Source organism: Capnocytophaga sp. oral taxon 338 str. F0234, assembly GCF_000192225.1.
Lineage (GTDB): Bacteria > Bacteroidota > Bacteroidia > Flavobacteriales > Flavobacteriaceae > Capnocytophaga.
This window is the reverse complement of record NZ_GL872413.1, coordinates 1,421,401-1,445,816: the sequence shown is the minus strand read 5'-3', so window position 1 is coordinate 1,445,816 and position 24,416 is coordinate 1,421,401. Positions and strand designations below refer to the sequence as shown.

Sequence of the window (24,416 nt, the reverse complement as noted above, 5' to 3'; positions counted from 1 at the left end):
AGAACAAGAATTTGAAAAAGAAGAATATGCTCAAGTTTTTTTTATAAAGTTATTGTTAGTTTGTATTCAACAAAAAGATGAAAGTATATTATATGATATTTTGAGTAATATTTTTAAAGATGATCTATTGGGATATTATTTGGAAGATTATAATGTATATCTATACCAGTTGTTTTTATACAAACCTTCCTTTTTTATTAAAAATACTTATAAGTATGGAGATTCTTCAATTGTTGAATACATCAACAATTCTTTACCAAATACTTTTTATACAAAAGGCAATCCAAAGTGTTGCTTATTAACATCACAAAAAAGGAAAAACTTCAAATGTTTTAATCCTTACAGATGGAAATTGCGGCATTGTTGTAGGTTAAAAAACATCTTGTCATTTCAAAAATAAGTAGTACCTTTGTACTTTAATAATAGAAAAATATTTTTGTCAAGAAATGAATAATAAAGTACTTACAGTAGGAACATTAGCTTTTGATACTATAGAGACTCCCTTTACTAAGGCAGAGAGAATTATGGGGGGAGCTGCTAATTATAGTGCTTTGGCAACTGCTGTTTTTGATATTGAACAAGCAGTAGTATCCGTAGTAGGCGAGGATTATCCATCTTCTTTTTTGGAAGTACTCACTGAGCGTGAGGTAGATATTTCACAAGTGGAGATAGTCAAAGGAGCACAGACTTTCTTTTGGAGTGGACGTTATGCTACTAATATGAATGAAAGAGTAACTCTTGAGACTCAAGAAAATGCATTAAGGAATTATATACCCAAACTTTCATCAGATTTTGCAGGAGCCTCTTTTATCCTTTTAGGAAATCTTCATCCCAAAGTACAGCTGCAAGTATTGGAACAGCTCTGTGAGAGACCTCAACTCATTGTTTTGGATACAATGAATTATTGGATAGAGAATACTCCAGAACTTTTGGATGAGGCTATACGGAAAATAGATATTCTTACTGTAAGTGATGAAGAAGCCCGTGCCCTTACAGGAGAGACTAATTTTTTAAAAGCAGTAGAAAAATTACAGGCTAAAGGAGTTAATTATATAATTATTAAGAAGGGAGAGCATGGATCTATGCTTTTCCATGAAGATAAAAGTTTTTTCACTCCGGCTCTTCCTTTAGCAGAGGTATGTGATCCCACAGGGGCTGGGGATACTTTTGCTGGAGGATTCATAGGCTATATGGCAAAGACAGGGGATATTTCTTTTGAAAATATGAAAAATGCTTTAGCTTATGCATCTACCTTAGCTTCCTTCTGTGTAGAGAAAATAGGTACTGAACGGCTCCTTACTCTTACTAAGGAAGAAGTCCTTCGTCGGCTTTTTTATCTAAAAGAACTAACCCAATTTGATATAAATATTGTTTAGAAATGAGTGACACCATCAAACATGAATGTGGAATAGCATTATTACGTCTTCTAAAGCCATTAGAATATTACAAGGAAAAATATGGGACCCCTTTCTATGGTCTCCATAAAATGTACTTGCTTATGGAGAAGCAGCACAATCGTGGTCAGGATGGTGCTGGAATAGCAAATATTAAGCTTAATATGTTACCTGGTGAGCGTTATATAAGTAGGGTTCGCTCCAATGATACACAACCTATTCAAGATATTTTTAAACAGATTAATCAGCATATTAATAACCTATTAGAGGAATATCCCCAAGCCAAAGAGAATATTCTACAACTTAAGCATATTATCCCATATCTTGGGGAGGTTTATCTAGGACATGTACGTTATGGTACTTTTGGGAAAAATAGTATTGAAAATGTACATCCTTTTCTACGAGAGAATAATTGGATCTATCGTAACCTTATCTTAGCAGGGAACTTTAACTTAACAAATGTTCCTGAGCTTTTCAATAGATTGGTGAAAATAGGACAGCATCCTATAGCCAAGACAGATACTATTACTATTATGGAACGTATTGGGCACTTCTTGGATGATGAAGTAGAAGAATGTTATCTTAAACTTAAGAGAGAAGGAATCAGCAAGAGAGAGGCTTCTTCCCTAATTATGGAACAACTGGATATGGTAAGGGTTCTTAAAAAGGCTGCTCATCGTTGGGATGGAGGATACGCAATGGCAGGTATCATAGGACATGGTGATGCTTTTGTTATACGTGATCCTGCTGGTATTCGCCCTGCCTATTATTATAAAGATGATGAAATAGCCGTAGTCGCCTCTGAACGTGCTGTAATACAAACAGCCTTCAATACAGAATTTCAAGAAGTTAAGGAACTTCCTCCAGGAGCAGCTTTTTTAATAAAGAGGAATGGAACTACCTATACAGAACAAATACTTACTCCTGTTGAGCGTAAGGCTTGTTCTTTCGAACGTATATATTTCTCACGAGGAAGTGATCAAGAGATTTATTTAGAAAGAAAGAAATTAGGAGCCCTGTTATTACCAAAGGTATTGAGATCTATAGATAATGATCTTACTAATACAGTTTTTTCCTATATCCCTAACACGGCAGAAACTTCTTTTTATGGATTGATAGAGGCTGTTTCTAACAATCTTAATCAACAGAAAAAAGAACAAATCCTTCAAGCAGGGAAATTCCTTTCGGAGGAACAACTTACCCAAATTCTCTCTGTACGACCCCGAATAGAAAAAGTAGCTATTAAGGATGTAAAACTTCGTACTTTTATTACAGAAGATTCAGGACGGGAGGATATGGTAGCTCATGTATATGATATTACTTATGGTTCAGTACGTAAGAATAAGGATAACCTAGTAATAATAGATGATAGTATTGTACGTGGAACAACTCTTAAGAAGAGTATTCTTAATATTCTAAGCAGGTTAGAACCTAAGAAAATTACGGTACTTTCCTCAGCTCCACAAATACGTTACCCTGATTGCTATGGCATTGATATGGCACGCTTGGAAAATCTTATTGCTTTTGAAGCTACTCTTGCCCTACATAAGCAAATGGGTACCTATACAATTGTAAAAGAGATCTACCAGAAATGTTTAGACCAAAAAGGAAAACCAGATATAGAGATTATCAATTATGTAAAAGAACTTTACGCTCCTTTTTCCTCTGAGCAAATCTCTGAGAAAATAACAGAGCTCTTACGTCCTGAAACGATGAAATGTAATTTGGAGATTATTTTCCAAAGTGTGGATAACTTACATAAGGCATGTCCTAAGAACTTAGGAGATTGGTACTTTACAGGAGATTATCCTACTCCAGGAGGAAATAGAGTAGTAAACCAAGCTTTTATTAACTTTTATGAAGGAAACAAAGAAAGAGCCTATTAAAATTTAATAGACGAAAAGATTTGTATTTTCAAAAAAAGTATGTATATTTGCCTTGTATTTCGAAAAAAGATAAAGCCCTTTGTTTTAGGCTAAAAATAGTTTACTGAATTACAAATTTAGCTCAAAAAGATATGGAAAATAATCTAAAAATAAGAGGAAATATCTGGATAGAAACGGATACAGGTTTGGAAATTAATGTGATAAAAGCATTGCTATTGGAACAGATTGATTTGTTAGGTTCTATTTCAGAGGCAGCTAAGGTACTGAATATCCCCTATCGCCGAGCATGGGGGATGATTCAAGAGATGAATAGAAGTTCTTCTTTTGAAATTGTAGCAAAAGAAGCTGGAGGGAAGACTGGAGGACACAGTATCCTTACAGAGGAAGGGAGAGATATTCTTCAGCTCTTCAAAGACGTAAATGATAGTTTAAAGCAATATGGTAAAGGAGAAAATGACTGCTTTACAGGCTGGAAAGAAGCATAGGGGAATTCCACTGCTTAACTATAAAAATGATTACTTAATAATTGAATAAAAAACAGGAGAAGCAAGAGATATTCTGATTCAGAGGAATACCTTGTTTCTCTTTTCTCATGTATAATGTGAATATATATGATAAGGAAACTACCGATTATTCAAACCAACAAATTTTTGTTAATAATGAGCAGAGGGAGCATATATGTGTAAAAAAAATAGTATTTTTGCCGTTGAAATAAAAATATAAATACATCAAATGAAAAGAAAAATTTTGATTATTAGTCTTGGACTATTTTTTCCTTTATGGGCTATAGCACAGAGTGAACCTCAACAAGGAAATACAGGAACTACACAAGAGGAGGAAAAGCAATATCCTAAAACTATAGAAGGACAATTTGACCAGATGATAGAAAAATCTGGAAATTGGGAAAAATATAAGGTAGTAAAGAAAGAGACACTCTATGCTATTAAAAAGAATATGCTTGACAGTGTTCGTGTGCAAAAGGATTTGTTAAGAGAAAAATTGGATACCATTGCCCATCAAGCTTCTGAAATAAAACAATTGAACCTTAAAATACAATCCGTAGAAAGTGATCTTGAAAAGGAAATGCGTCAGAAAAATAGCATAGACTTCTTTGGAATTCCTTTAGATAAGGGATTATACTCAGCAGTTGTATGGGGAATTATTATTGTGTTGGCTATACTGTTAATATTATTTATTTCTAAGTTTACACGTTCAAACAATATTACCCAAAGTACTTTGAGGGATTTTGAAAATTTGCAAAATGAATATGAAGAGTATCGCACTAAAGCTATTGAACGTGAACAGAAAGTACGCAGGCAATTGCAAGACGAAATTAACAAACATCGTTCTTAGATGCGAATTGATATTATAGCTGTTGTTCCTGAATTACTCCGTAGCCCTTTTGAGCACTCTATTTTTAAGAGAGCTATAGAGAAGGGATTAGCAAGTGTACATTTTCATGATTTACGTCAGTATGGGTTAGGAAATTATAAGCAAATAGATGACTATAGTTTTGGAGGAGGAGCAGGTATGGTACTGATGATAGAACCTATTGACACTTGTATTTCAGCTCTTAAAGCAGAGCGTTCCTATGAGGAAATAATCTATCTTACCCCTGATGGACATACCTTAGACCAACGCATAGCAAATCAACTTTCTCTTAAAGAAAATATTATTATCCTTTGTGGGCATTATAAGGGTGTAGATGAACGGGTTAGAGAGCACTTTATAACTAAAGAGATTTCCATAGGAGATTATGTTCTCTCAGGAGGAGAATTAGCTGCAGCAGTACTTAGTGATGCTATTGTTCGCCTTATTCCTGGTGTGCTCTCAGATGAAACATCTGCTCTTACAGATTCATTTCAAGATAACCTTCTGGCACCTCCTATTTATACACGTCCCTCCGAATACAAAGGGTGGAAAGTGCCTGAAATACTCCTAAGTGGAAATACCCCTTTGATTGAAAATTGGAGAGAAGAGCAGGCTTATAAACGTACAGAAGAACGCAGACCCGATTTGTTAAAGAAAGAAAATTAGTAAAAATAATTAATGAAGATATTTGATTCGAAATTTTACAGAGAAGTAAATATATTAAGAGTTAATGCAGATGATGAAATAGAACTATTTGACAAACATCGTTATGAAAGAGTTAGAGCCCCTTATGAAACTTTACTGAGAGATATTCTATGTGATATTTATTTAGAAGATGATGATTTAATAATTTCTAGAGATAAGTTGCAATATTTTGAAAAATGTACAGATTTCTATACTATTAGCTATGCCTCCAAAAGTAATAGGCTTTATGAAGATGAGGAATGCTATTTTCATCCTGAATTAGAGGTATTTATTCTTATCTCTCATAATCTTTCTAATGATTATGATTCAGAGATGTTTGAAGAGGGGTTATATAAGGTAAATTATATATTTTATGATAATCGCAACTCTTCTATTACAAAAAATCTTAGGATTATTTTCTCAGAATATTTGGAAAAGTATCAGCCAAAAAGGGCAAAAGTTTCTATACTTTTAAAGGATAAAAATGGTTTTGATGTAAAAACACATATAATTAAGCCTTACCGCATTGATTTTGATAAGATGTATAATGATGATTTTATAGAAGTACATAATCGTGTAAGGCAAAGTATTACTAATGAGAATAAAGGAGTTGTGCTTTTTCACGGCATAGCAGGCTCTGGAAAAACAAACTATATCAAGTGGCTAACCAGTCAAATTCCTAGTAAAAAATTCATTTTTGTACCTACTTCTATGATAGCTTCCCTTACAGATCCTTCCTTCATAGGAGTACTTATTGATCATAAGAATTCAGTATTGGTTCTAGAAGATTGTGAGAATTATATAGCCGAGCGTACTGCTTATAATAGTAATACAGATGTGGTATCCTCCATCCTAAATATTGCTGATGGAATGCTATCCGATGTACTTGAATGTCAACTTATTTGTACCTTTAACTCAGACATATCAAAAATTGATTCAGCATTACTGAGAAAAGGGCGACTTATCGCCGAATATAAGTTTAGAGAACTTACAGTGGAAAAATGTAATAATTATCTGCGTTCTTTAGGAAAAGAAGCTAATATTACTAAACCTTGCTCCTTAGCAGAGCTTACTAATATGGAAACTAAATCCCTAAGAGAAGAAAATAATATTCCTAAAATAGGATTTAAATAAATAACAGCTATGAATTTTTTTAAAAAACTATTTTCATCAGATAAGAAAGAAACTTTAGATAAAGGTTTAGAGAAATCAAAAACTTCTTTCTTTGATAAGTTAGCTCGTGCCATTGCAGGAAAATCAAAGGTAGATGATACTATTTTAGATGAGTTAGAGGGAATTTTGGTAAGTAGTGATGTAGGGGTAGATACTACTTTAAAAATTATTGATCGCATAGAAAAACGTGTGTATCAGGAAAAATATTTGGGAACAAATGAGCTTAATAAAATTTTACGTGAGGAAATAGCTGCTTTGCTTTCTGAAACTCAGCGAGGAGAAGAAGTGGATTTTTCTATTCCAACCGGCAAAAAACCTTATGTAATTATGGTAGTTGGTGTTAATGGAGCCGGAAAAACTACTACTATCGGGAAATTAGCTTATCAACTAAAAAAGAAAGGATTGAATATAGTTTTGGGTGCTGCTGATACCTTCCGAGCGGCTGCTATTGACCAACTACAAGTCTGGGCAGATCGGGTAGGAGTACCTTTAGTAAAACAACAAACAGGAAGCGACCCTGCATCGGTGGCGTATGATACCCTCTCCTCAGCCCTTTCGCAGAATGCTGATGTTGTGATAATAGATACAGCAGGGCGTCTACATAATAAGGTTAACCTGATGAATGAGCTCAGCAAGGTGAAGCGTGTTATGCAGAAACTTTTACCCAATACCCCTGATGAGGTACTCTTAGTATTAGATGGTTCTACTGGACAGAATGCCTTTGAACAAGCAAAACAATTTACTTTAGCCACTGAAGTAAATGCATTGGCTATTACTAAGTTGGATGGTACAGCTAAGGGAGGCGTTGTCATTGGTATCTCTGATCAATTCCAAATCCCTGTAAAATATATTGGAGTAGGGGAGGGAATAGAGGATCTACAGGTATTCAACAAATATGAGTTTGTAGATTCATTTTTCAAATAAATATTAGACTTAATAGTGAACAGATCAGCTCGTTTTTATCTCATACTTCTTTCATGTATAGTATTACTTAGTGCTATACGGAGCGGTCTTTTTTTCTCTTATTATCTATTAAATCCAACCCATTTTATAACTCTTTTTTGCGAAAATAAAACTGATGTAAAGAAACATTGCAATGGTAAATGCTTCTTAGCAAGGATATCCTCTGAAAACACCTCTGAGCAAACGGATGTGAAATTTGATTTCACTAAGCTACAAACAGAAGTTTTCTATATGGAAGTTCCTTCTTTTGTACCTTTTTCTACAGAATTCCTTCTAAAAAATTCCCCTTTCTATTACCGATATCCTTTTTGGGAAAATGTTTCAAGAGAAGTATCACGTCCTCCTATGTTATAGTACTTTTCAAGGAATTTTATATTTTCACCTCAAAGTTGTCTATATAACTTTGAGGAGGGTATATGCTATAATAAACTTTCTTACGAATTCCTGTTAATATTATAACCAAAAAATAAAAAAATGAGATTTATAAAATATACAAGCCTTATGATGGCTGTTTTTCTTTTTTCTTGTACCGTGGAAAAAACACCTTTTGGAAATCGTCTTAATTTTGCCTCTCGTGGTTCTCTACAAGAAGTAACCTATATAAAAGAAAATGGACATAATATCTCCATAGAGGCTTCTGATGGAGAATTCCTTCGAGGATATAATGATTTGGCAATAAAAATAGTAACTGCCAATACATTAGAAAGACTTAATGTAGAGGAAGTGCAACTTTCTATTACTCATACGGATAAACAGGGAAGAGTACTCTCAGCCCCGTATAGCAAACTCCTTAACAATAGTGAGGATAACCGTATTTTTAAAGGTTTTGCTGTTTTTGATACTCCTAAAGATTATTCAGTATTGAATGCTACCCATACTGGTATTAAAACTCCTTGGAATATAGCTCTCACCTATAAAATAGATGGAGTTACTTATCAAGCTCAGAAGGAGATAGAAGTTTTGGATACTCGTAACCCTAACTTGAACATGACTGAATTTCAAGGAAAAGATGGAAAGAAATACTATATAGCTCTTATAGCTCCTGAAATTCCTAAAGTGGCTGTCAATAATCTTATAGTAGGTATATGGGTAGAGAAATCGGATAACACTTATGAAGTAGTGAATAACTATGTACTAGAGCTTGATCCACGTATGCCTGGAGAAGATATGGGGAATCACTCTTCTCCTGATAACCAAGATCTTACTCAGAAAAATGATGGGTTTTATCATGGAAAAGTGAATTATACGATGCAAGGCTATTGGACATTGAACTTTATCCTTAAGGATTCCTTTGGAAATATAGTAAAGGGGACTCAAGTATCTAAAAAGGTACAAATGGGCGTATTTGGAGAACAAAGCGATCTTCATATTGATATTTTATTCTAAAGGTTAGGTATGAAAAAGTATACATTGTATATATTGCTTTTATCCAGTATTTTTTCTTTTGGGCAAACAAAAGAAAAAGATAGCATTATTAAGCTCAAAGAAGTGGTATTTGCTGATAAATTTCGTAAACAACAGATTCAGGCAGGAGTCAAACTTTCCTGTTCTGTTGATGAATATCTGGCTACCTCTGATAATATTAGTTTCATCAAGCGAGGTGCATACGCTTGGGAGCCAATGCTTAATAATATGAATACAGAACGCTCCTCTATTACTATAGAAGGAATGCATATTTTTGGAGCCTGTACAGATAAGATGGATCCCGTAACCTCTTATGTAGAAACAAATAACCTCTCTAAGATAGACATTCATTCTGGACAAGAAGGAGGAAGGCATGGGGCAACTATAGCAGGAGCTATTGACCTGAAGCGAAAACGTGTTTCTTTCTCAGATATGCCAAATCTTGGAGGCTCTGCTCAAGTGGGGTTTCAAAGCAATAATATACACCGCTTTGGATTAGCAGACCTTTATTATTCTTCTGAAAAATTTGTAGCTGATGGGACAGCCGCTTATCGTAAAGCTGATAGTTATAAGGATGGTCATGGGAATGTTGTGAAACATTCACAGTTTGAAAAATATAATACTTCTTTAGGATTAGCTTACAAAACGAGTGGACTTTCTTCTTTAAAAGCGGATGCTATCTTTGATGTGGCTAAAGATGTAGGATATCCTGCTTTGCCTATGGATACTTGGCTTGCTCGTGCTTTGATAACATCACTATCATTCAAGCAATTTTTTGAAAATAGCATATTTAAGGTGTGGGATTCAAAGTTTTACTTCAATGCCATAGAACACTATATGGATGATACTACACGTGCTGAAAACCTTGTACACATGGATATGCCTGGTTGGAGTACTACTTATGGACTTACCTCAAAAATTCTTCTTAAAAAGGATAATTATACAGCTGATATTCAACTGAATGGATACTCTAATTACGCTTTAGCAGAAATGACTATGTATCCACGTGATAGGAGCCGAGTGAGTGGTTTTGCTTTTACCTGGCCTGGAGTAACAACTAATTATGGAGGATTTTCTGTAAATAATCAATGGGAATTAAATGATAAAGAGCAATTAATATTGGGAGGAACATTGGGCGTAAATCACAATCATATAAAATACCTAGATTTTATCCGTGTTTTTAACCAAAATACGGCTGATTCACCTCAAAATAGAACACGCTTCTTACCTAGCTTACATGCTTCTTATCAAATGAAGGTGAATCCCTTTACCTTTTCTTTAGGTACAGGATACGGTCACAGGGCACCCTCCGTATCGGAGGCTTATGGATATTATATTTATAATAGTTTTGACCGATATGATTATATAGGTACTCCTAACCTCAAGAATGAAATATCCTACGAACTGAATGGAAGTATAAGTTTTGAAAATGAATCACTGATTATTGAGGCAAAGGCTAATTACTTCTATATTGAGAATTATATTCTTGGAAAGATTCTTAATATAGCCTTCCCTATGAATGCTGCTTCTGTGGGAGTGAAAAAATATGAGGCTTTAGAATATGCTAAAATATTCAATACCTCTCTTAATCTTAGCTACTATTTCTTAGAAAAATTTCATTGGAAGGGAACTATAAATTACGCAAGAGGAATAGATTTTAAAGAAGAAAACCTGCCATTTATTCGTCCTGTAAGTTATCAAACTAGTATAAAATATAGCAAAGACCGTTTTGCCTGCATTTTTTCCTTTAATGGAGATTTTACACAGACGGCTTATTCTCCACAATATGGTGAAGACCGTACACCAGCGTATATAGTGTATAATCTTTCTGCTAATTATCGTTTCCCTATAGGAGATAACAATCTACAAATAGAGTTAGGAATAGAAAATATAACTAATAATTACTATAGTACTTATGCTGATTGGGGAAATATTCCCCGCATGGGTCGTAATATTTTCACTAGTATAGGTTTTTCTTTTTAAAAAAGAAATTTTATGGTGGTTTAGTAAAGTTTTTGTATATTTGCCTCATATTAAAAAAATATGAAAATGAAGAATTTTTTTCTTTCTTTAATGCTATTACTCTTAGTTCCTGTTGTTTATGGGCAAAGAAAGGCTCATTTTGGTTTGAGAGCAGGACTTACCTTTGCTGATTTAATCATAGATGGACGAGGATTCGATACGGGCAATAGATTTTCTAGTAATACAAGAACGGATTATTCGACAGACGTTCTTGTTACAGGACATATTGATGGTTTTGTAGAAATAGCTTTACCACATAAGTTCTATTTGGAGCCAGGAATAAGTTTTACTGTATTGGGCACTGAGTATAACTATGTGAAGATATACAATAAAAGACATTCAAGTGTTAATAGGGACTATAGCTATGAGGGAGACAAAGTATTAATCTCTCAGCTTAATTTTCCTATTTGGTTAAAATACAACGTAATAGCCGGATTACGTCCTAAAATAGGAACTTATATAGGTTATATAGCTACTATTAAGGAGAAGAGAGATGGATACACTTATACAATGAAAGATAAGTACCGTAACTCTGATATTGATTTTGGAGTAGGGGCAGGAGTAGAGTATCACTTGCCTTTTGGGCTTTTCTTTGATGTGAATTGTAATGTGGGAATTATAAATCTTTCTACACGAGGAGAAGTAAATAACATTTTTCTACAAACAGGAGTTGGATACAAATTCTAATTGAATTTTGGTTATCATACATTTATACTAACTTTGTCAGAGGAATTTCTGACAAAGTTTTTTTATGAATTAAAGAAAAATTTTAGGGAAAAAAATTTGGTGTAACAGAAAAAAATTGTACCTTTGTGCAACACAAAATCCATCAAATGGATTACTTTTTAACTAATTTATTCATAAATAAAATTTTTTTCTATGAGTACAAAAACCCTTTCCGTAGAAAAATACGGAATTAAAAACGCTAATGTGCGTTATCAGCTTTCAGCAGATGAGTTACATGCTGAAACTCTTTCCAAAGGCTTAGGTAGAGAAGCATCCTCTGGTGCTCTTGCTGTTAATACAGGAAAGTTTACAGGACGTTCTCCTCAAGACCGTTTTATTGTAAAAGATGACATCACCCAAGACCGTGTATGGTGGGGAAAAATCAATATTCCTTTCTCTCCTGAAAAGTTTGATGCTCTTTATAATAAAGTAGTGGCTTATCTTGCAGGTAAGGAAATCTATGTGCACGATGGTTATGTATGTGCAGATCCTAAATATCGTACAAATATACGTACTATCACAGAACTTCCTTGGAGTAACCTCTTTGCCAACAATATGTTTCTTCGTATAGAAGACAGCGAACTGGCTAGTTTCAAAGAAGATTGGTTGGTGATTAATGCTCCTAGCTTCCTTGCTGATCCTACTGTAGATGGCACTCGTCAAGGGAACTTCGCTATCCTAAACTTCACCCGTAAGATTGTTCTTATTGGAGGTACAGGATACACAGGGGAAATCAAAAAAGGTATCTTCTCTGCAATGAACTTTGTGCTTCCTGTATTTAGAAATACAATGCCTATGCACTGCTCCGCCAATGTAGGAAAAGATGGAGATACAGCTATTTTCTTTGGACTTTCAGGGACAGGTAAAACTACTCTTTCAGCAGATCCAAATCGTCACTTAATTGGAGATGATGAACATGGTTGGACTCCTGAAAATACAGTATTTAACTTTGAAGGGGGATGTTATGCAAAAGTAATTGACCTTACTGCAGAGAAAGAACCTGAAATCTTCGGTGCTATCAAAAAAGGTGCTATCCTTGAAAACGTAATTATGGATGATAAGGGGGTAGTGGATTTCTCTCGTACCGATATTACTGAAAATACTCGTGTTTCTTACCCTATTTATCATATTGCTAATATTCAACCGGGTTCTATAGGACACAATCCAAAGAACATTTTCTTCTTAACTTTTGATGCTTATGGAGTACTTCCTCCTATTTCTAAGCTAACTCCTAACCAAGCTGCTTATCAGTTTATATCTGGATATACCTCCAAAGTGGCAGGTACAGAGGTAGGTATTACTACTCCACAAAAGACATTCTCTGCTTGTTTTGGTGCTGCTTTTATGCCTTTGCACCCAGCAGAATATGGAAAGATGTTAGCAGGAAAAATTAAAGAATCAGGAGTAAATGTATGGCTTGTTAATACAGGATATAACGGAAAAATGAAACGTTGTAGCTTGAAAGATACACGCGCTCTTATTACTGCTGCTCTTACAGGAGAACTCAATAAAGTAGAATTCAAAGAATTACCTATCTTTGGTTTTCAAGTACCTCAAAGTTGTGCAACTGTATCAGACCAGAGCATTCTTAATCCTGAGAACACATGGGAAGATAAAGTTCAGTTTGCTGCTAAATCTAAAGAATTGGCAGAGGCTTTCGTAGAAAACTTTAAGAAATTTGAAGCAGGTGCCGATGCAGAAGTACTTAAAGGAGCTCCTAAATTGTAAAATTTTGTTGCCTAATTTATAAGTATTTAATTGGCTTTATTGATTTTTAAGAGGTTAGCTTCCACGAGCTAACCTCTTTTGTTTCTTTTTTAATAGAGCAAAGAAGGAGTAAAAGAAAGCTAGAAAGTTATAAATTCTTCTCTATAAACTCCTTTAGGATAGGTAACTGACAGTGATTAACATCCTTGCTTGCTGTAAGAAGAGTGATTTTAGGTTCTTTCCTTATTAGTTGTAGAAACTCTGGTATTTTTTTATTTAAAGCGAGCTCCTTCAAATAGCTTTCTTTAAAAGTTTCAAAATCACCAGTAGTATGAAAACTCTTACGTAGTGTAGAGGAGGGAGCTATTTCTTTGTCCCATAAGTCCACCTGTAGATCTTCTTTTTTAATACCTCGCGGGTAAATCCTATCCACTAAAATACGAAAACCATCTGATTCTTCTTGAGCCTGATAAATACGTTTTAGTTGAATTTCCATAATCTCTTTTTTTAGTTTATAATATTCTTTATTTCCTTAATAAAATGCTGAGCTAATTGGTCAGCTTCTTCTTGAGTCTTAGCCTCAGTATAGATACGGATAATAGGTTCTGTATTGGACTTTCTCAGGTGTACCCAGCTTTCAGGAAAATCAATTTTCAATCCGTCAATAGTGGTTATTTGTTCTCCAATGTATTTCTGTTCCATTTCCTTGAGGATAAGATCAGGATTGATGTGCTCGGTGAGTTGTATTTTATTTTTACTCATAAAGTAAGCAGGATAGCTTTCCCTAAGATCCTTTACGCTGTTATCTCTCTCGGCTAAGAGGGAAAGGAATAAAGCAACCCCTACTAAAGCATCGCGTCCGTAGTGCAATTCAGGATAGATAATGCCTCCATTGCCTTCTCCGCCAATGATAGCACCAATGCGTTTCATTTCAGTAACTACATTTACTTCTCCTACAGCAGCAGCAGAGTAAGTTACCCCATATTTTTGAGCAATATCACGTAAAGCACGTGAGGAGGAGAGGTTAGAGACTACATTACCTTTAGTTTTACTTAGCACATAATCGGCACAGGCTACCAAGGTATATTCTTCACCAAACATTTCTCCTTGCTCAGTGATAAAAGCAAGTCTATCCACATCAGGATCTACCACAATACCAAAATCTGCTTTTTCTTCTACCACTTTTTTGCAGATGTCGCCTAAATGTTCCTTTAAGGGCTCAGGGTTGTGCGGGAAGTGTCCGTTAGGCTCACAATAGAGCTTTATAACCTCTACGTCCAATCGCTCCAAGAGTCTTGGAATGGCAATCCCACCGGTGGAGTTAACTGCATCCACTACCACACGGAATTTCTTTTTCTGTATAGCTTCGGGAGTAACCAATGGTAAGGCAAGCACCTTTTCTATATGAAGGTCAATATACCGATCATCATTGGAGAGTTTACCTAAATGATCTACTGATGCAAAGGAAAAATCATTTTCTTGAGTGATTCTAAGAATTGCTTTACCATCTTTGTCAGAGACAAATTCTCCTTTGTTATTGAGTAATTTTAAGGCATTCCACTCCTTTGGGTTATGGCTGGCAGTGAGGATAATTCCTCCATCAGCTTGTTCTAAAGGGACAGCAATTTCCACAGTAGGGGTGGTACTCAGTCCTATATTGACCACGTCTATTCCCAAGCCTATAAGGGTGTATTGTACTAAGTGCAGGATCATCTCGCCAGAGATACGTGCATCTCGTCCAATGACGACTTTGACCTGTTCCTTGCCTGCTTGTCCCTTGAGCCAAGAGCCATAAGCGGCAGCAAATTTTACAGTATCAATAGGAGTAAGGTTGTCTTCTACCTTGCCACCTATGGTACCACGAATACCTGAAATAGATTTGATTAATGACATATCCCTTTAAAATTTATTTTGTTATTTTAGGTTGATATTTTTTGGCTAAGCTATCTATATATTTTTCTTGTTGTTCGTATACCTTAGCTTCTCTATCTTTGGTTATCAGATAAGTTTTTCCCTTGCTCCACTTTCCATTGGTTAGTAGGAAAGTTTCTTCATAATAAGGGTAAGTAGGATTATAGGAGCTATCTAAGTAGGGAGTATAATCCAAATAGTATGGGTTAGTTAGAAAAACAACAGCACAAAAATGCTTTTTGATTTCTTTAATGGATAAGGTAGCAATTTTTTCCTCTAAGGAATCAATAAATCCTTCTTTTTCCTGATTTTTTTGCCAGGCAAGATGGGTATCAAAGACAGATGTCTGGGGGATTAGGATAACATTTGCAATACCTAATTTCTGGACTTGACTCCAACAGCCATAATCAGGAATTTGATAATATCCTTCTCTCCAAGAGAAATGACTGCATTTTAGGAGTTGGTACAAATCCGCCTCTACCTCTGGAGTAAGTGTTGTTAGAGGAAGGGTATTTTCTGCTTCATCTAAGACATTTATATATCGGTATCGGTAGGTGTCTTCATTCCAGTATATTAGGAAACCTGATTTCTCAGGGAGTATTAGATTGATGATATCTTTTCCATTTCTTTTCCTTGTTTCTATATAGCACTCAATCCCTTCGGGTTGCTCATAGATGACAGAGTGATTATGATCTTTGTAACTATCTAATTGATAGATGATAATAGGTTTTTCTACCTTGGTCTCATAGCTGTGGAAGATTGCTAAAAAGGGGGTGTTGTCAGGGTATGTTCTGTCTCCTACTCCCTTGTAATCAATCATAAGAGCGGCATCTTGCTGACCGTCAGTATTGAAATCTCCATAACAAATAACAGGACACCCTTTACCTTGGTGGGTTCGGTAGTATTCCCAAAATTTTTTAGAAAAGCGTTTTTCTACATCAATAATGGTAAAAACATCTTTATTTGCATCTACATAAGCTATAATGTTTTTGGAAATCTCACACAGAGGATGGAAGGAATCCTGTATTGTAGTATTAGGGAGAGCAGTCTCGTCAGAGGACAAGAGGGGAGCTTGTTTTTTAGGACAAGCAGCCAAAAGGAATAGAAAGGGGAGGAGTAAAAGTTTTTTCATAGCTTTATTTTCATTGGCAAAATTACTAAAAATCCTTTGATTTCCTAAAGTGATAGCAAATAAAAGTGAATATCCCATAGAAAATAAGAAAAATAGGATAGGTAAGCACTATTAAGAAAACATATCCTTGTAAAGATTTTTTTCCTAAGACCCAATCAATAAAAGGATAAGCACCTAAGAAACCTACATAAAAAAGCAGTGGTGTTAGGAATACTCCGAGCCATAAGCCCCATTTTTTTTCTTCTTTATACAATAGAGATGTAGCCCTACAGCTCCTAAAAAGAGAATAATTCCAAATCCTAAAGGACCTATAGCAAGGACTACACTGCCTAACCAAGAAGGTTTAGGGGAAAACCTCCAATAATGCTCAGGGGTAGAGTGAAAATCTTTAATCTTCCCCTGAAAGAGGTGGTCACTCACGGTATATTCTTCCGCTTCCATAGATGATTGCTCGAATTTTAATTCCTTTGGAAAATGAATCTCAATATCTATTTCGGGAAAAGTTTTCCAAAACTTAGAGGGATATATGCTATATTCAAAGGTATAAGGAGGTAGAAAGCCATATCTACGAGTAGAGGGGAAAGCACCATAACTGACCTCTATCATATTTTCACCTGCCTTAAGAGGAGCTGTAAAGTAAATGAGATTGGAGGGTTCTACCTCTTGTTTTTCTTTTCCATCATAAGAAATGTAATACTTGGTATAGGCATGGTATCTGGTAGGTGCATTCGTATATTGCAGGGTGTCGGTGATCTCCTCTTTTATCAGAAAAGGATAGTCTTGTTCCTTATCAATAGGGCTTGAGGGGATAGCTTGTCCGTTAACATAGATTTGCTGGTCATTTAGGTAGTTGGATGCCATAAAGAGCAGCGGCATCTCCTGCTTAGTAGGGGAAGTGATATGGTATGTTACTTTTAGGCGAATGATATATTCATAGTAAAAATCCTTGTCAGAATTCTTAATGATATCAGCCCTGATTTTCTCTTGAGTTACAGTACATTTTTGAGGGAAGATAAGAGAAGAATGGAAAGTCCCATATATATTAGGACTCGCCATATTGGCAGTACTAGTCCAAGAGTAAGCAAGTAACAGCAAGAAAAGTAAGTATCTGTTCATAGTCTGAGATATTTCCTTATCAGAAGGCAAATATACAAAAAAGAATAAATACTTAGTGTATCATTCAAGAGAAATTTTTGAATAAAAGTTTCGCTTATCCTAATTTATTTCGTATTTTTGCTCGTTTATTAAGAGTAAATAGGCAATAATTTATATTATGGACAAACATCATATTCTACTTATTATTCATCTTATCAGTGCAACTGTTTGGGTAGGAGGACATTTGGTTTTGCTTTTAGGTTTTTTGCCAAAAGCATTTAAGCATAAGAATTTTGACTTTATCTCTCGTTTTGAGAAGACTTACGAGCCTATAGGGATGCCCTCCTTACTCCTTTTAGTCATTACAGGTGTTTGGATGGCATACGACCTGAATGTTCCCTTGCCTTCGTGGTTTTCCTTTACCTCAGGGGTGGAGACTGTAGTTTCTTTAAAAATCATAGGGCTACTGACCACCATCTGTTTTGCAATCAGTGCGCAAACAAGAGTTTTGCCTAAGCTTGCCAAAGGGCAAATCCAAAAGCTTCCTGAGATGGCAATACATATCCTTTGTGTAACACTTATTGCAGTGATCCTACTTATTTTAGGAAGCACTATTCGTAATGGAGGTTTTTTATTCTAAAGAGATAAGAAATGATAGATGCTTTTGAGAATTATCTACGTTTGGAGAAGAAATACTCTCCTCATACAGTAACTGCTTACCTTACAGATGTGGAGGAATTTGCTGCTTTTCTCAAGGAAGAAGATCCTACAGTGGAACTTTCTAAAGTAAATTATCCACTCATTCGTTCTTGGATCATTCACTTAGTGGAAAGTAAGATTACTAATAGATCTATCAACCGGAAAATAGCATCCCTAAAGGCTTATTATGCCTTTTTAGTACGCTCCTTAGCAATAAAGAGTACCCCTTTTCAGCAGCATATTCCACTGAAGACGCAGAAAAAGCTTTCTATTCCTTTCTCTGAAAAAGAGATAGAGGATGTCCTTTCTATACCTACAGAAGAAGATTCATATACATCGTTACGTAATAGGATGATTATAGAACTTTTCTATGCTACGGGAATTCGTAGATCAGAACTTATTGAATTGAAAATAAATGATATAGATCTTTCTCAAAAAACAATAAAAGTATTAGGTAAGCGTAATAAAGAACGTATAATTCCCTTAATACATACTGTTGTGGAGAGTCTTGAAAAGTATTTGCTTATACGTAAAGATGTAGAAACCAGTGAAGAATTTCTTTTTCTTACTAATAATGGAAAAAAAATGTATCCAAAACTTGTGTATAATATAATAAATTCGTACTTTAGCAGTGTTACAACAAAGCAGAAGAAAAGCCCTCATGTGCTGCGTCATTCTTTTGCTACTCATTTGTTAGACAACGGAGCAGACCTTAATGCGGTGAAAGAATTATTAGGACATGCAGGTTTAGCAGCTACCCAAGTATATACTCATAGTAGTATAGCTGAACTGAAAAACCAATACAAAAATGCACATCCAAGAGAGACAAATAAAGAATACTAATTTTAAATTTTTAAAATATGAAAGTAAATTACAATGCCGTTAATTTTACTGTAGATCAAAAATTAATTGACTTCATCCAAAAAAAAATGGATAAGCTAGACCTTTTCTATGATAGGGTGATTGATGCTGAAGTCTATTTAAAGTTAGACAATACCACTGTAAAAGAAAATAAGATAGTGGAAGTAAAAGTAAATGTACCAGGAGATAGCTTCGTGGTTAAAAAACAATTCAAAACCTTTGAAGAAGGAATAGATTCCTGTGTAAATCCTATTGAGAGATATTTAAAAAAATACAAAGAAACTCGTTAAATGATTATTTAGGATTGAAAAATAATGAATTTTGTATTCTCTTTATACAAAATTCATTATTTTTTACTTATTATAATAAATAATAATACACATTTTTTATGAAAAAAGCATTCATTTTATTAACTTTTATAGCAATTACTTTCGGGTATGCTCAGGAACAAAATTTTTTAGAGAAACCTTATTATAGAACCCAAGTAGAGACTGATACTTTGGTAATTCCTGACAAAATCTATCTACATATCTCTTTGGAAGATAATAAAGGAAAGAAATCCACAGAGGAACTCTATAACAAGATGATTCAATCTTTACAAGAGGTGAGAATAGATATTCAAAAGCAACTTACTGTATATGGAATGTCCAGTACTTATGATAAGAAATTTCTTAGAACAAATATCAACAAAGTTGAGAACTATGAACTATTAGTTTTTGATGCTGTGACAGCCCTTAAGGTAATTAGTAGTTTAGAGAAAAATGGTATTTCCAATGTACAAATTAGCCGGAAAGAGTATTCTCAAACAGATAAAATTGTACAACTTCTCAAAGAAAAATCCCTTAAAAAAGCTAAGCATAATGCTGAAAATCTCATGAAAATAGTAGGGCAGGGGATAGGTAAAGTACTGAGTATTCAGGAATATAATCATCCTTACTACCTTGAAGGAAAAGCAATGGGGTTATCCGTATCATCTTCTCAGGAAGTCATGGAGAGAAGTTATGTGCCAGATTTTTCACCTATAAAGTTGCATGTGGAGTTTTCAGTGGTATTTGAAATAAAATAAATCTGTCATACTATGAATAGAGTACTTATACTAATAGATATTCAAAATGATTTTATTACAGGGACGCTTCCTGTACCCGATGGAAAGGCTATTATAGCTCCTGTAAATCGTTTGATACTACAGTTTGACCATATAATAGCTACTCAAGATTGGCATCCGGAAAATCATTTTAGCTTTTTCACTCATCATAAAGGGAAAAAGGCTTTTGAATCCATCACTAAGGATAGTTACGAACAAACTCTCTGGCCTCCTCACTGTGTACAAGGCAGTGAAGGAGCTAATTTCCTCCCAGAATTGCAAATGAATACTATTGCTGCTATATTTCGCAAGGGGACAAATCCTGATATAGACAGTTATAGTGCTTTTTTTGATAATCAACAACTAAAAAGCACAGGGTTAGATGGTTATTTGAAGGGATTATCCATAGAAGAACTCCATTTTGTAGGGTTGGCGGCAGATTATTGTGTATATTTTTCCATGATGGACGCATTAAGTCTGGGATATAAAGTATTCTTACATGAACATTGTACAAGAGCTATCAATAAGGAATCCTTTGAACAACAGAAAAGAGAGCTTCATACTTACCCCAACTTTACTTTACTACCTTAAAACATAAAAAGCAGACGTGAAAAAGCGATTTGGTATCATTATTCCTGCACATAATGAGGGTAATTTTTTGTCACAAACCTTGGATTCCCTATTAGGACAGAGCTTTCCTCCACATCAAATTATTGTGATAGATGATAACTCCACAGATAATACCCAAGAGATCTTATCGGCATACTGTGCTCGGTATTCTAATGTGCAAAAACTCTACCGAAGTTCATCAGAGTATCGCTTACCTGGGGCAAAGATAGTGCAAGCCTTTAACTCAGCTTTGCCCTTATTATCGGAAGTAGAGATAATTTGTAAGTTTGATGCTGACCTTATTTTCCCTGCAAACTATTTAGCTACCTTAGAGCAGCATTACACTGAGAATTCAAAGTTAGGCATGTGTGGAGGAGTATGCAGTATAGAAAAGGAAGGAGGGTGGATAGTAGAGAATCTTACTAATAAGAATCACTTACGAGGAGCTCTGAAAAGTTATCGAAAGGAATGTTTTGAAGCTATTGGAGGGCTTAGGGAGGCGATGGGTTGGGATACAGTAGATGAATTACTGGCACAATATCATCAGTGGGAGGTGATGGTAGATAAGAATCTTATCGTGAAGCATTTACGACCTACGGCAAGTGCTTATAATAAGCAAGCACAATACTTACAAGGTGGGATGTTCTATCGCCTACGTTATGGAGAGGTTCTTTCATTTTTGGCAAGTGCTAAGTTAGCTTATAGGAAAAAGAGTTTTTCTCTCTTGAGGGACTATATTAAAGGTTATTTTAAGGCAAAAAAAGAAAAGCAATCATTTTTAGTTAATGAAAATGAAGGTAAGTGGATACGCAAATATCGTTGGAAGGCTATCCGAAGAAAGTTTTAATAATTGTTGATAAGAAAATTTGCTGTATAGTAATTTTTTCCTTACTTTTGCGCTACAATAAAAGTAACTTATAAAAATGAAAATAGCACTATTAGGTTACGGGAAAATGGGGAAAACTATTGAGCGTATAGCCCTTGAACGAGGGCATGAAATTGTCTTAAAAATAGATGCTCCTCAGGACTATGATATTACTCAAGCAGAGGTGGCTATTGAGTTCAGTACACCACAGAGTGCTTTTGCCAATATCAGTAAAGCATTAACAGCGGGAGTGCCTACTGTAGCAGGAACTACAGGTTGGCTTGATAAGTATTCCGAAGCAGAGGCACTGTGTAAGGCACATAATACAGCCTTTTTATACGCTTCTAATTTCAGTATAGGGGTGAATATTTTCTTTGAATTGAACAAAACCTTAGCACAACTAATGCACAATCATCCTGAATATAGTGTTTCTATTGAAGAAATTCATCATACTCAAAAGTTAGATGCTCCTAGTGGAACAGCCATTACTCTGGCAGAGGAAATCATGGCTTGTTCAGATAAAACAGGTTGGGAGCTTGGAGAGGCTACAGAGGGTAAAATTCCTATCACAGCCAAGCGCATTGATAATGTACCAGGAACTCATATAATTACTTATAAAAGCGCTGTAGATACTCTTGAAATCAAACATACAGCCCATAGCCGAGAGGGGTTTGCCTTGGGTGCTGTATTAGCAGCTGAATGGATTATAGGAAAAAAAGGAGTATTCTCTATGAAAGAGGTACTTTTCAGCAAATAAAATAAATAGATAATTTATAAAAATAAATTTTATGGCAAGCGTAAGACGTTTAAAAAAAAATGTTGCTTCTGTTTTAGGGGAATTAGTAGATACTCTTATTATTTGGGAGTTGGTTACCGATAAGAAAAGTGAAACCTCACAAGGAATTGTAGATGATATCTATAACACTTATGACAAATACCTTGAACAAATTAACCACCCTACTGAAAACAAAGGTGTTTTCTATAAGCAACTCCTTAAGAACTTTGAAGAAGAAGTAAATGCTATTATAGCAAAAATTAATGCTTTAAGCTAAAAGAAGTTTTGCTATCACCTAACTTACACCAATTGTATTTATATTCATATAATGCAATTGGTGTTTTTTGATATAAATATAAAAAATGACTAAAATACTTTATATATTTTTTACAGTACTCACCTTTTTCTCTTCTTTGGCACAGGAAAAATATAAGCTATATGTGGAAGGAGAAAAGCAGTGGGCTTATAAGGAGAACTATCTTACCGATTTTGTATATGCTTTTTGCACTAAGGATTTTGAAGCAATGGCAAAGAATCCTCCCATAGAAGATAAGACAAAAGTGCCTCTTTTCAAAGAGCTTTATCATAATCTGTTACAAGCAATTCCACAAAAGAATGAGAATACCCAAATAAGTTTATTTTTTGGAGAACGTATGCAGACGGATGGACGTATTTTCTTTATGACCTTTTTCGAAGGAGACCTCAAAGGAAAGCGTAAAGATGCTTTTTTTCAATTTATTTTATTTACAAAAGATAAAAAAGGTATATTCAAATATGAATTCATAGATATTTCTGATGAAAAGCATAGAATCACTTACAAAGAACCTACAGTACAAGAGAAAGCAGGTTACCAACAAGAAGTAATGCAAGAGTATGCCTCTCATGCAATGGAAAAAAATGCAAAAAAAGAATTAGAGAATTATATTAACACTCGGAAACGCTGGAAGAATCTCAAAATAATGATTAACGAATAATGAATTAATATCTATATTGACTAAAAATGCTCAATGACTATTTAATAGATGAGTCTTTCTCTGGAGATGATGAGTTATATGAACATTATAGCTTTAAGGCAGGGAAAGGACAAGAACCTTTAAGAGTGGATAAGTTTCTGATGAATTTTGTAGAAAATGCCTCTCGCAACAAGGTACAACAAGCAGCTAAGGATGGAAATATATTTGTTAATGGAGTGGCTGTAAAATCCAATCATCGTGTAAAAGCTAATGACGAGGTAAAAGTTATGTTCGCTCATCCTCCTCATGAATATTTGTTAGTACCTGAACTTATTCCCTTGAATATTGTCTATGAAGATGAGGAACTGATTATCATTAACAAACCTGCAGGTTTGGTAGTGCATCCGGGACATGGAAATTATCAAGGAACTCTTATTAATGGGCTTATCTATCACTTTGAACAGCTACCTAAAAATAGTTCTGACCGTCCGGGACTTGTACACCGAATAGATAAAGACACCAGTGGCTTACTTGTAGTTGCCAAAACGGAAGAGGCAATGAATCACTTAGCCAAACAATTCTTTAATAAAACGAGCGAACGAGAGTATATTGCTCTTGTGTGGGGAAATATCCCAGAGGATGAAGGTACCATTACGGGACATATAGGCAGACATCCTAAAAATCGTTTACAGATGACTGTTTTCCCTGATGGAAGTGAGGGAAAAGAAGCCATCACCCACTACAAAGTATTAGAACGCTTTGGGTATGTAACCCTTGTTTCCTGTCGCTTGGAAACAGGACGTACTCACCAGATTCGTGCACACTTTACCTATATAGGACACCCTCTCTTTAATGATGAACGCTATGGAGGAGATAAGATACTTAAGGGAACTACTTCTACTAAGTATAAACAATTTGTGGAGAATTGCTTTAAAGTATTACCTCGTCAAGCGCTCCATGCCAAAACCTTAGGCATAGAAAAGCCCTCTACTGGACAGATGCTTCGATTTGATAGTGAAATTCCCCAAGATATGCAAGAATGTATAGAGAAGTGGCGTAATTATATTAAAAACAGAGGAGTATAGTAAATACGTAAAAGATA

Annotated in this window: 26 protein-coding genes and 1 pseudogene; 23 read left to right on the top strand and 4 right to left on the bottom strand. The window is 34.9% G+C overall.

All coding sequences use genetic code 11. The features are described from left to right. From HMPREF9071_RS12370 to pckA, 13 genes and pseudogenes are all read left to right on the top strand, one after another. Positions 1-400: pseudogene (locus HMPREF9071_RS12370) on the top strand (hypothetical protein); the annotation flags it as partial. A gap of 46 nt (positions 401-446) precedes the next feature. Next, positions 447-1,376, top strand: a complete 930-nt coding sequence (locus tag HMPREF9071_RS06615) for a PfkB family carbohydrate kinase (protein ID WP_009745830.1) — start codon at positions 447-449, stop codon at positions 1,374-1,376. Between the two features lie 2 nt (positions 1,377-1,378). Next, positions 1,379-3,280, top strand: a complete 1,902-nt coding sequence (locus HMPREF9071_RS06610) for a class II glutamine amidotransferase (protein WP_009745829.1) — start codon at positions 1,379-1,381, stop codon at positions 3,278-3,280. 131 nt (positions 3,281-3,411) lie between these two features. Then, positions 3,412-3,765, top strand: a complete 354-nt coding sequence (locus HMPREF9071_RS06605; RefSeq protein ID WP_009745828.1) for a winged helix-turn-helix domain-containing protein — start codon at positions 3,412-3,414, stop codon at positions 3,763-3,765. Between the two features lie 247 nt (positions 3,766-4,012). After that, complete coding sequence (locus HMPREF9071_RS06600; RefSeq protein WP_009745826.1) at positions 4,013-4,633, top strand: hypothetical protein; 621 nt, start codon at positions 4,013-4,015, stop codon at positions 4,631-4,633. Continuing rightward, on the top strand, positions 4,634-5,317 hold the full coding sequence (gene trmD, locus HMPREF9071_RS06595) for a tRNA (guanosine(37)-N1)-methyltransferase TrmD (RefSeq protein ID WP_009745825.1): 684 nt from the start codon (positions 4,634-4,636) through the stop codon (positions 5,315-5,317). It begins immediately after the preceding gene. Between the two features lie 12 nt (positions 5,318-5,329). Next, a complete protein-coding gene (locus HMPREF9071_RS06590) occupies positions 5,330-6,469 on the top strand; it encodes an AAA family ATPase (protein WP_009745824.1) in 1,140 nt (379 codons plus the stop codon). A 9-nt stretch (positions 6,470-6,478) separates the two neighbouring features. Beyond that, positions 6,479-7,432, top strand: a complete 954-nt coding sequence (gene ftsY / locus HMPREF9071_RS06585; RefSeq protein WP_009745823.1) for a signal recognition particle-docking protein FtsY — start codon at positions 6,479-6,481, stop codon at positions 7,430-7,432. A gap of 15 nt (positions 7,433-7,447) precedes the next feature. After that, positions 7,448-7,825 (top strand): hypothetical protein, encoded by a 378-nt coding sequence (locus tag HMPREF9071_RS06580; RefSeq protein ID WP_040358059.1) that lies wholly within the window; start codon positions 7,448-7,450, stop codon positions 7,823-7,825. A gap of 120 nt (positions 7,826-7,945) precedes the next feature. Further along, complete coding sequence (locus HMPREF9071_RS06575; RefSeq protein ID WP_009745821.1) at positions 7,946-8,857, top strand: FixH family protein; 912 nt, start codon at positions 7,946-7,948, stop codon at positions 8,855-8,857. Between the two features lie 9 nt (positions 8,858-8,866). Beyond that, positions 8,867-10,858 (top strand): TonB-dependent receptor, encoded by a 1,992-nt coding sequence (locus HMPREF9071_RS06570; RefSeq protein WP_009745820.1) that lies wholly within the window; start codon positions 8,867-8,869, stop codon positions 10,856-10,858. Positions 10,859-10,924: 66 nt separating this feature from the next. Further along, a complete protein-coding gene (locus tag HMPREF9071_RS06565) occupies positions 10,925-11,584 on the top strand; it encodes an outer membrane beta-barrel protein (protein WP_040358389.1) in 660 nt (219 codons plus the stop codon). 192 nt (positions 11,585-11,776) lie between these two features. Continuing rightward, positions 11,777-13,351: a phosphoenolpyruvate carboxykinase (ATP) gene (pckA, locus tag HMPREF9071_RS06560; RefSeq protein WP_009745818.1), complete on the top strand. Its 1,575-nt coding sequence runs from the start codon at positions 11,777-11,779 to the stop codon at positions 13,349-13,351. A 127-nt stretch (positions 13,352-13,478) separates the two neighbouring features. Here the strand turns inward: pckA and HMPREF9071_RS06555 are convergent, their stop codons facing one another. From HMPREF9071_RS06555 to HMPREF9071_RS06540, 4 genes are all read right to left on the bottom strand, one after another. Further along, positions 13,479-13,826 carry a DUF488 domain-containing protein gene (locus HMPREF9071_RS06555; protein ID WP_009745817.1) on the bottom strand — a complete coding sequence of 116 codons (348 nt, stop codon included), beginning with the start codon at positions 13,824-13,826 and terminating at the stop codon, positions 13,479-13,481. Between the two features lie 11 nt (positions 13,827-13,837). After that, the gene (gene glmM, locus HMPREF9071_RS06550) at positions 13,838-15,223 is read right to left on the bottom strand and encodes a phosphoglucosamine mutase (protein WP_009745816.1); all 1,386 of its coding nucleotides are present in this window, start codon (positions 15,221-15,223) and stop codon (positions 13,838-13,840) included. A 13-nt stretch (positions 15,224-15,236) separates the two neighbouring features. Next, positions 15,237-16,373 carry a hypothetical protein gene (locus HMPREF9071_RS06545; protein WP_040358058.1) on the bottom strand — a complete coding sequence of 379 codons (1,137 nt, stop codon included), beginning with the start codon at positions 16,371-16,373 and terminating at the stop codon, positions 15,237-15,239. Between the two features lie 204 nt (positions 16,374-16,577). After that, complete coding sequence (locus HMPREF9071_RS06540; RefSeq protein ID WP_253908261.1) at positions 16,578-17,489, bottom strand: hypothetical protein; 912 nt, start codon at positions 17,487-17,489, stop codon at positions 16,578-16,580. A gap of 157 nt (positions 17,490-17,646) precedes the next feature. Here HMPREF9071_RS06540 and HMPREF9071_RS06535 point away from each other — a divergent pair, with 157 nt between their 5' ends. From HMPREF9071_RS06535 to HMPREF9071_RS06490, 10 genes are all read left to right on the top strand, one after another. Then, positions 17,647-18,108, top strand: coding sequence for a hypothetical protein (locus HMPREF9071_RS06535; protein ID WP_009745812.1), 462 nt, complete (start codon positions 17,647-17,649; stop codon positions 18,106-18,108). 11 nt (positions 18,109-18,119) lie between these two features. Further along, the gene (locus HMPREF9071_RS06530) at positions 18,120-19,010 is read left to right on the top strand and encodes a tyrosine-type recombinase/integrase (RefSeq protein WP_009745811.1); all 891 of its coding nucleotides are present in this window, start codon (positions 18,120-18,122) and stop codon (positions 19,008-19,010) included. A gap of 17 nt (positions 19,011-19,027) precedes the next feature. Continuing rightward, positions 19,028-19,318 carry an HPF/RaiA family ribosome-associated protein gene (locus HMPREF9071_RS06525; RefSeq protein WP_009745810.1) on the top strand — a complete coding sequence of 97 codons (291 nt, stop codon included), beginning with the start codon at positions 19,028-19,030 and terminating at the stop codon, positions 19,316-19,318. Positions 19,319-19,416: 98 nt separating this feature from the next. Next, positions 19,417-20,094, top strand: a complete 678-nt coding sequence (locus tag HMPREF9071_RS06520) for an SIMPL domain-containing protein (RefSeq protein ID WP_009745809.1) — start codon at positions 19,417-19,419, stop codon at positions 20,092-20,094. Positions 20,095-20,106: 12 nt separating this feature from the next. Further along, positions 20,107-20,703, top strand: a complete 597-nt coding sequence (pncA, locus tag HMPREF9071_RS06515; protein ID WP_009745808.1) for a bifunctional nicotinamidase/pyrazinamidase — start codon at positions 20,107-20,109, stop codon at positions 20,701-20,703. 16 nt (positions 20,704-20,719) lie between these two features. Further along, on the top strand, positions 20,720-21,568 hold the full coding sequence (locus HMPREF9071_RS06510; RefSeq protein WP_009745807.1) for a glycosyltransferase family 2 protein: 849 nt from the start codon (positions 20,720-20,722) through the stop codon (positions 21,566-21,568). Between the two features lie 76 nt (positions 21,569-21,644). Then, positions 21,645-22,343, top strand: coding sequence for a 4-hydroxy-tetrahydrodipicolinate reductase (gene dapB, locus HMPREF9071_RS06505; protein ID WP_009745806.1), 699 nt, complete (start codon positions 21,645-21,647; stop codon positions 22,341-22,343). Between the two features lie 31 nt (positions 22,344-22,374). After that, entirely contained in the window at positions 22,375-22,638 is a 264-nt protein-coding gene (locus HMPREF9071_RS06500; RefSeq protein WP_009745805.1) for a hypothetical protein, read from the top strand. An 85-nt stretch (positions 22,639-22,723) separates the two neighbouring features. After that, a complete protein-coding gene (locus HMPREF9071_RS06495) occupies positions 22,724-23,335 on the top strand; it encodes a hypothetical protein (protein ID WP_009745804.1) in 612 nt (203 codons plus the stop codon). A 26-nt stretch (positions 23,336-23,361) separates the two neighbouring features. Beyond that, positions 23,362-24,399, top strand: a complete 1,038-nt coding sequence (locus tag HMPREF9071_RS06490) for an RluA family pseudouridine synthase (protein WP_009745803.1) — start codon at positions 23,362-23,364, stop codon at positions 24,397-24,399. The last annotated feature ends 17 nt before the right edge of the window (positions 24,400-24,416 follow it).

Bases quoted from the DNA above. Each gene is read 5' to 3' on its own strand.
- HMPREF9071_RS06570 (WP_009745820.1), top strand. From the start codon at position 8,867: ATGAAAAAGTATACATTGTATATATTGCTTTTATCCAGTATTTTTTCT.
- pckA (WP_009745818.1), top strand. From the start codon at position 11,777: ATGAGTACAAAAACCCTTTCCGTAGAAAAATACGGAATTAAAAACGCT.
- HMPREF9071_RS06600 (WP_009745826.1), top strand. From the start codon at position 4,013: ATGAAAAGAAAAATTTTGATTATTAGTCTTGGACTATTTTTTCCTTTA.
- HMPREF9071_RS06565 (WP_040358389.1), top strand. From the start codon at position 10,925: ATGAAGAATTTTTTTCTTTCTTTAATGCTATTACTCTTAGTTCCTGTT.
- HMPREF9071_RS06495 (WP_009745804.1), top strand. From the start codon at position 22,724: ATGACTAAAATACTTTATATATTTTTTACAGTACTCACCTTTTTCTCT.
- pncA (WP_009745808.1), top strand. From the start codon at position 20,107: ATGAATAGAGTACTTATACTAATAGATATTCAAAATGATTTTATTACA.
- HMPREF9071_RS06605 (WP_009745828.1), top strand. From the start codon at position 3,412: ATGGAAAATAATCTAAAAATAAGAGGAAATATCTGGATAGAAACGGAT.
- HMPREF9071_RS06575 (WP_009745821.1), top strand. From the start codon at position 7,946: ATGAGATTTATAAAATATACAAGCCTTATGATGGCTGTTTTTCTTTTT.
- HMPREF9071_RS06555 (WP_009745817.1), bottom strand. From the start codon at position 13,826: ATGGAAATTCAACTAAAACGTATTTATCAGGCTCAAGAAGAATCAGAT.
- HMPREF9071_RS06540 (WP_253908261.1), bottom strand. From the start codon at position 17,489: ATGAACAGATACTTACTTTTCTTGCTGTTACTTGCTTACTCTTGGACT.
- HMPREF9071_RS06615 (WP_009745830.1), top strand. From the start codon at position 447: ATGAATAATAAAGTACTTACAGTAGGAACATTAGCTTTTGATACTATA.
- HMPREF9071_RS06610 (WP_009745829.1), top strand. From the start codon at position 1,379: ATGAGTGACACCATCAAACATGAATGTGGAATAGCATTATTACGTCTT.
- HMPREF9071_RS06520 (WP_009745809.1), top strand. From the start codon at position 19,417: ATGAAAAAAGCATTCATTTTATTAACTTTTATAGCAATTACTTTCGGG.
- ftsY (WP_009745823.1), top strand. From the start codon at position 6,479: ATGAATTTTTTTAAAAAACTATTTTCATCAGATAAGAAAGAAACTTTA.
- HMPREF9071_RS06525 (WP_009745810.1), top strand. From the start codon at position 19,028: ATGAAAGTAAATTACAATGCCGTTAATTTTACTGTAGATCAAAAATTA.
- trmD (WP_009745825.1), top strand. From the start codon at position 4,634: ATGCGAATTGATATTATAGCTGTTGTTCCTGAATTACTCCGTAGCCCT.
- HMPREF9071_RS06490 (WP_009745803.1), top strand. From the start codon at position 23,362: ATGCTCAATGACTATTTAATAGATGAGTCTTTCTCTGGAGATGATGAG.
- HMPREF9071_RS06530 (WP_009745811.1), top strand. From the start codon at position 18,120: ATGATAGATGCTTTTGAGAATTATCTACGTTTGGAGAAGAAATACTCT.
- HMPREF9071_RS06545 (WP_040358058.1), bottom strand. From the start codon at position 16,373: ATGAAAAAACTTTTACTCCTCCCCTTTCTATTCCTTTTGGCTGCTTGT.
- HMPREF9071_RS06590 (WP_009745824.1), top strand. From the start codon at position 5,330: ATGAAGATATTTGATTCGAAATTTTACAGAGAAGTAAATATATTAAGA.
- HMPREF9071_RS06500 (WP_009745805.1), top strand. From the start codon at position 22,375: ATGGCAAGCGTAAGACGTTTAAAAAAAAATGTTGCTTCTGTTTTAGGG.
- HMPREF9071_RS06535 (WP_009745812.1), top strand. From the start codon at position 17,647: ATGGACAAACATCATATTCTACTTATTATTCATCTTATCAGTGCAACT.
- dapB (WP_009745806.1), top strand. From the start codon at position 21,645: ATGAAAATAGCACTATTAGGTTACGGGAAAATGGGGAAAACTATTGAG.
- glmM (WP_009745816.1), bottom strand. From the start codon at position 15,223: ATGTCATTAATCAAATCTATTTCAGGTATTCGTGGTACCATAGGTGGC.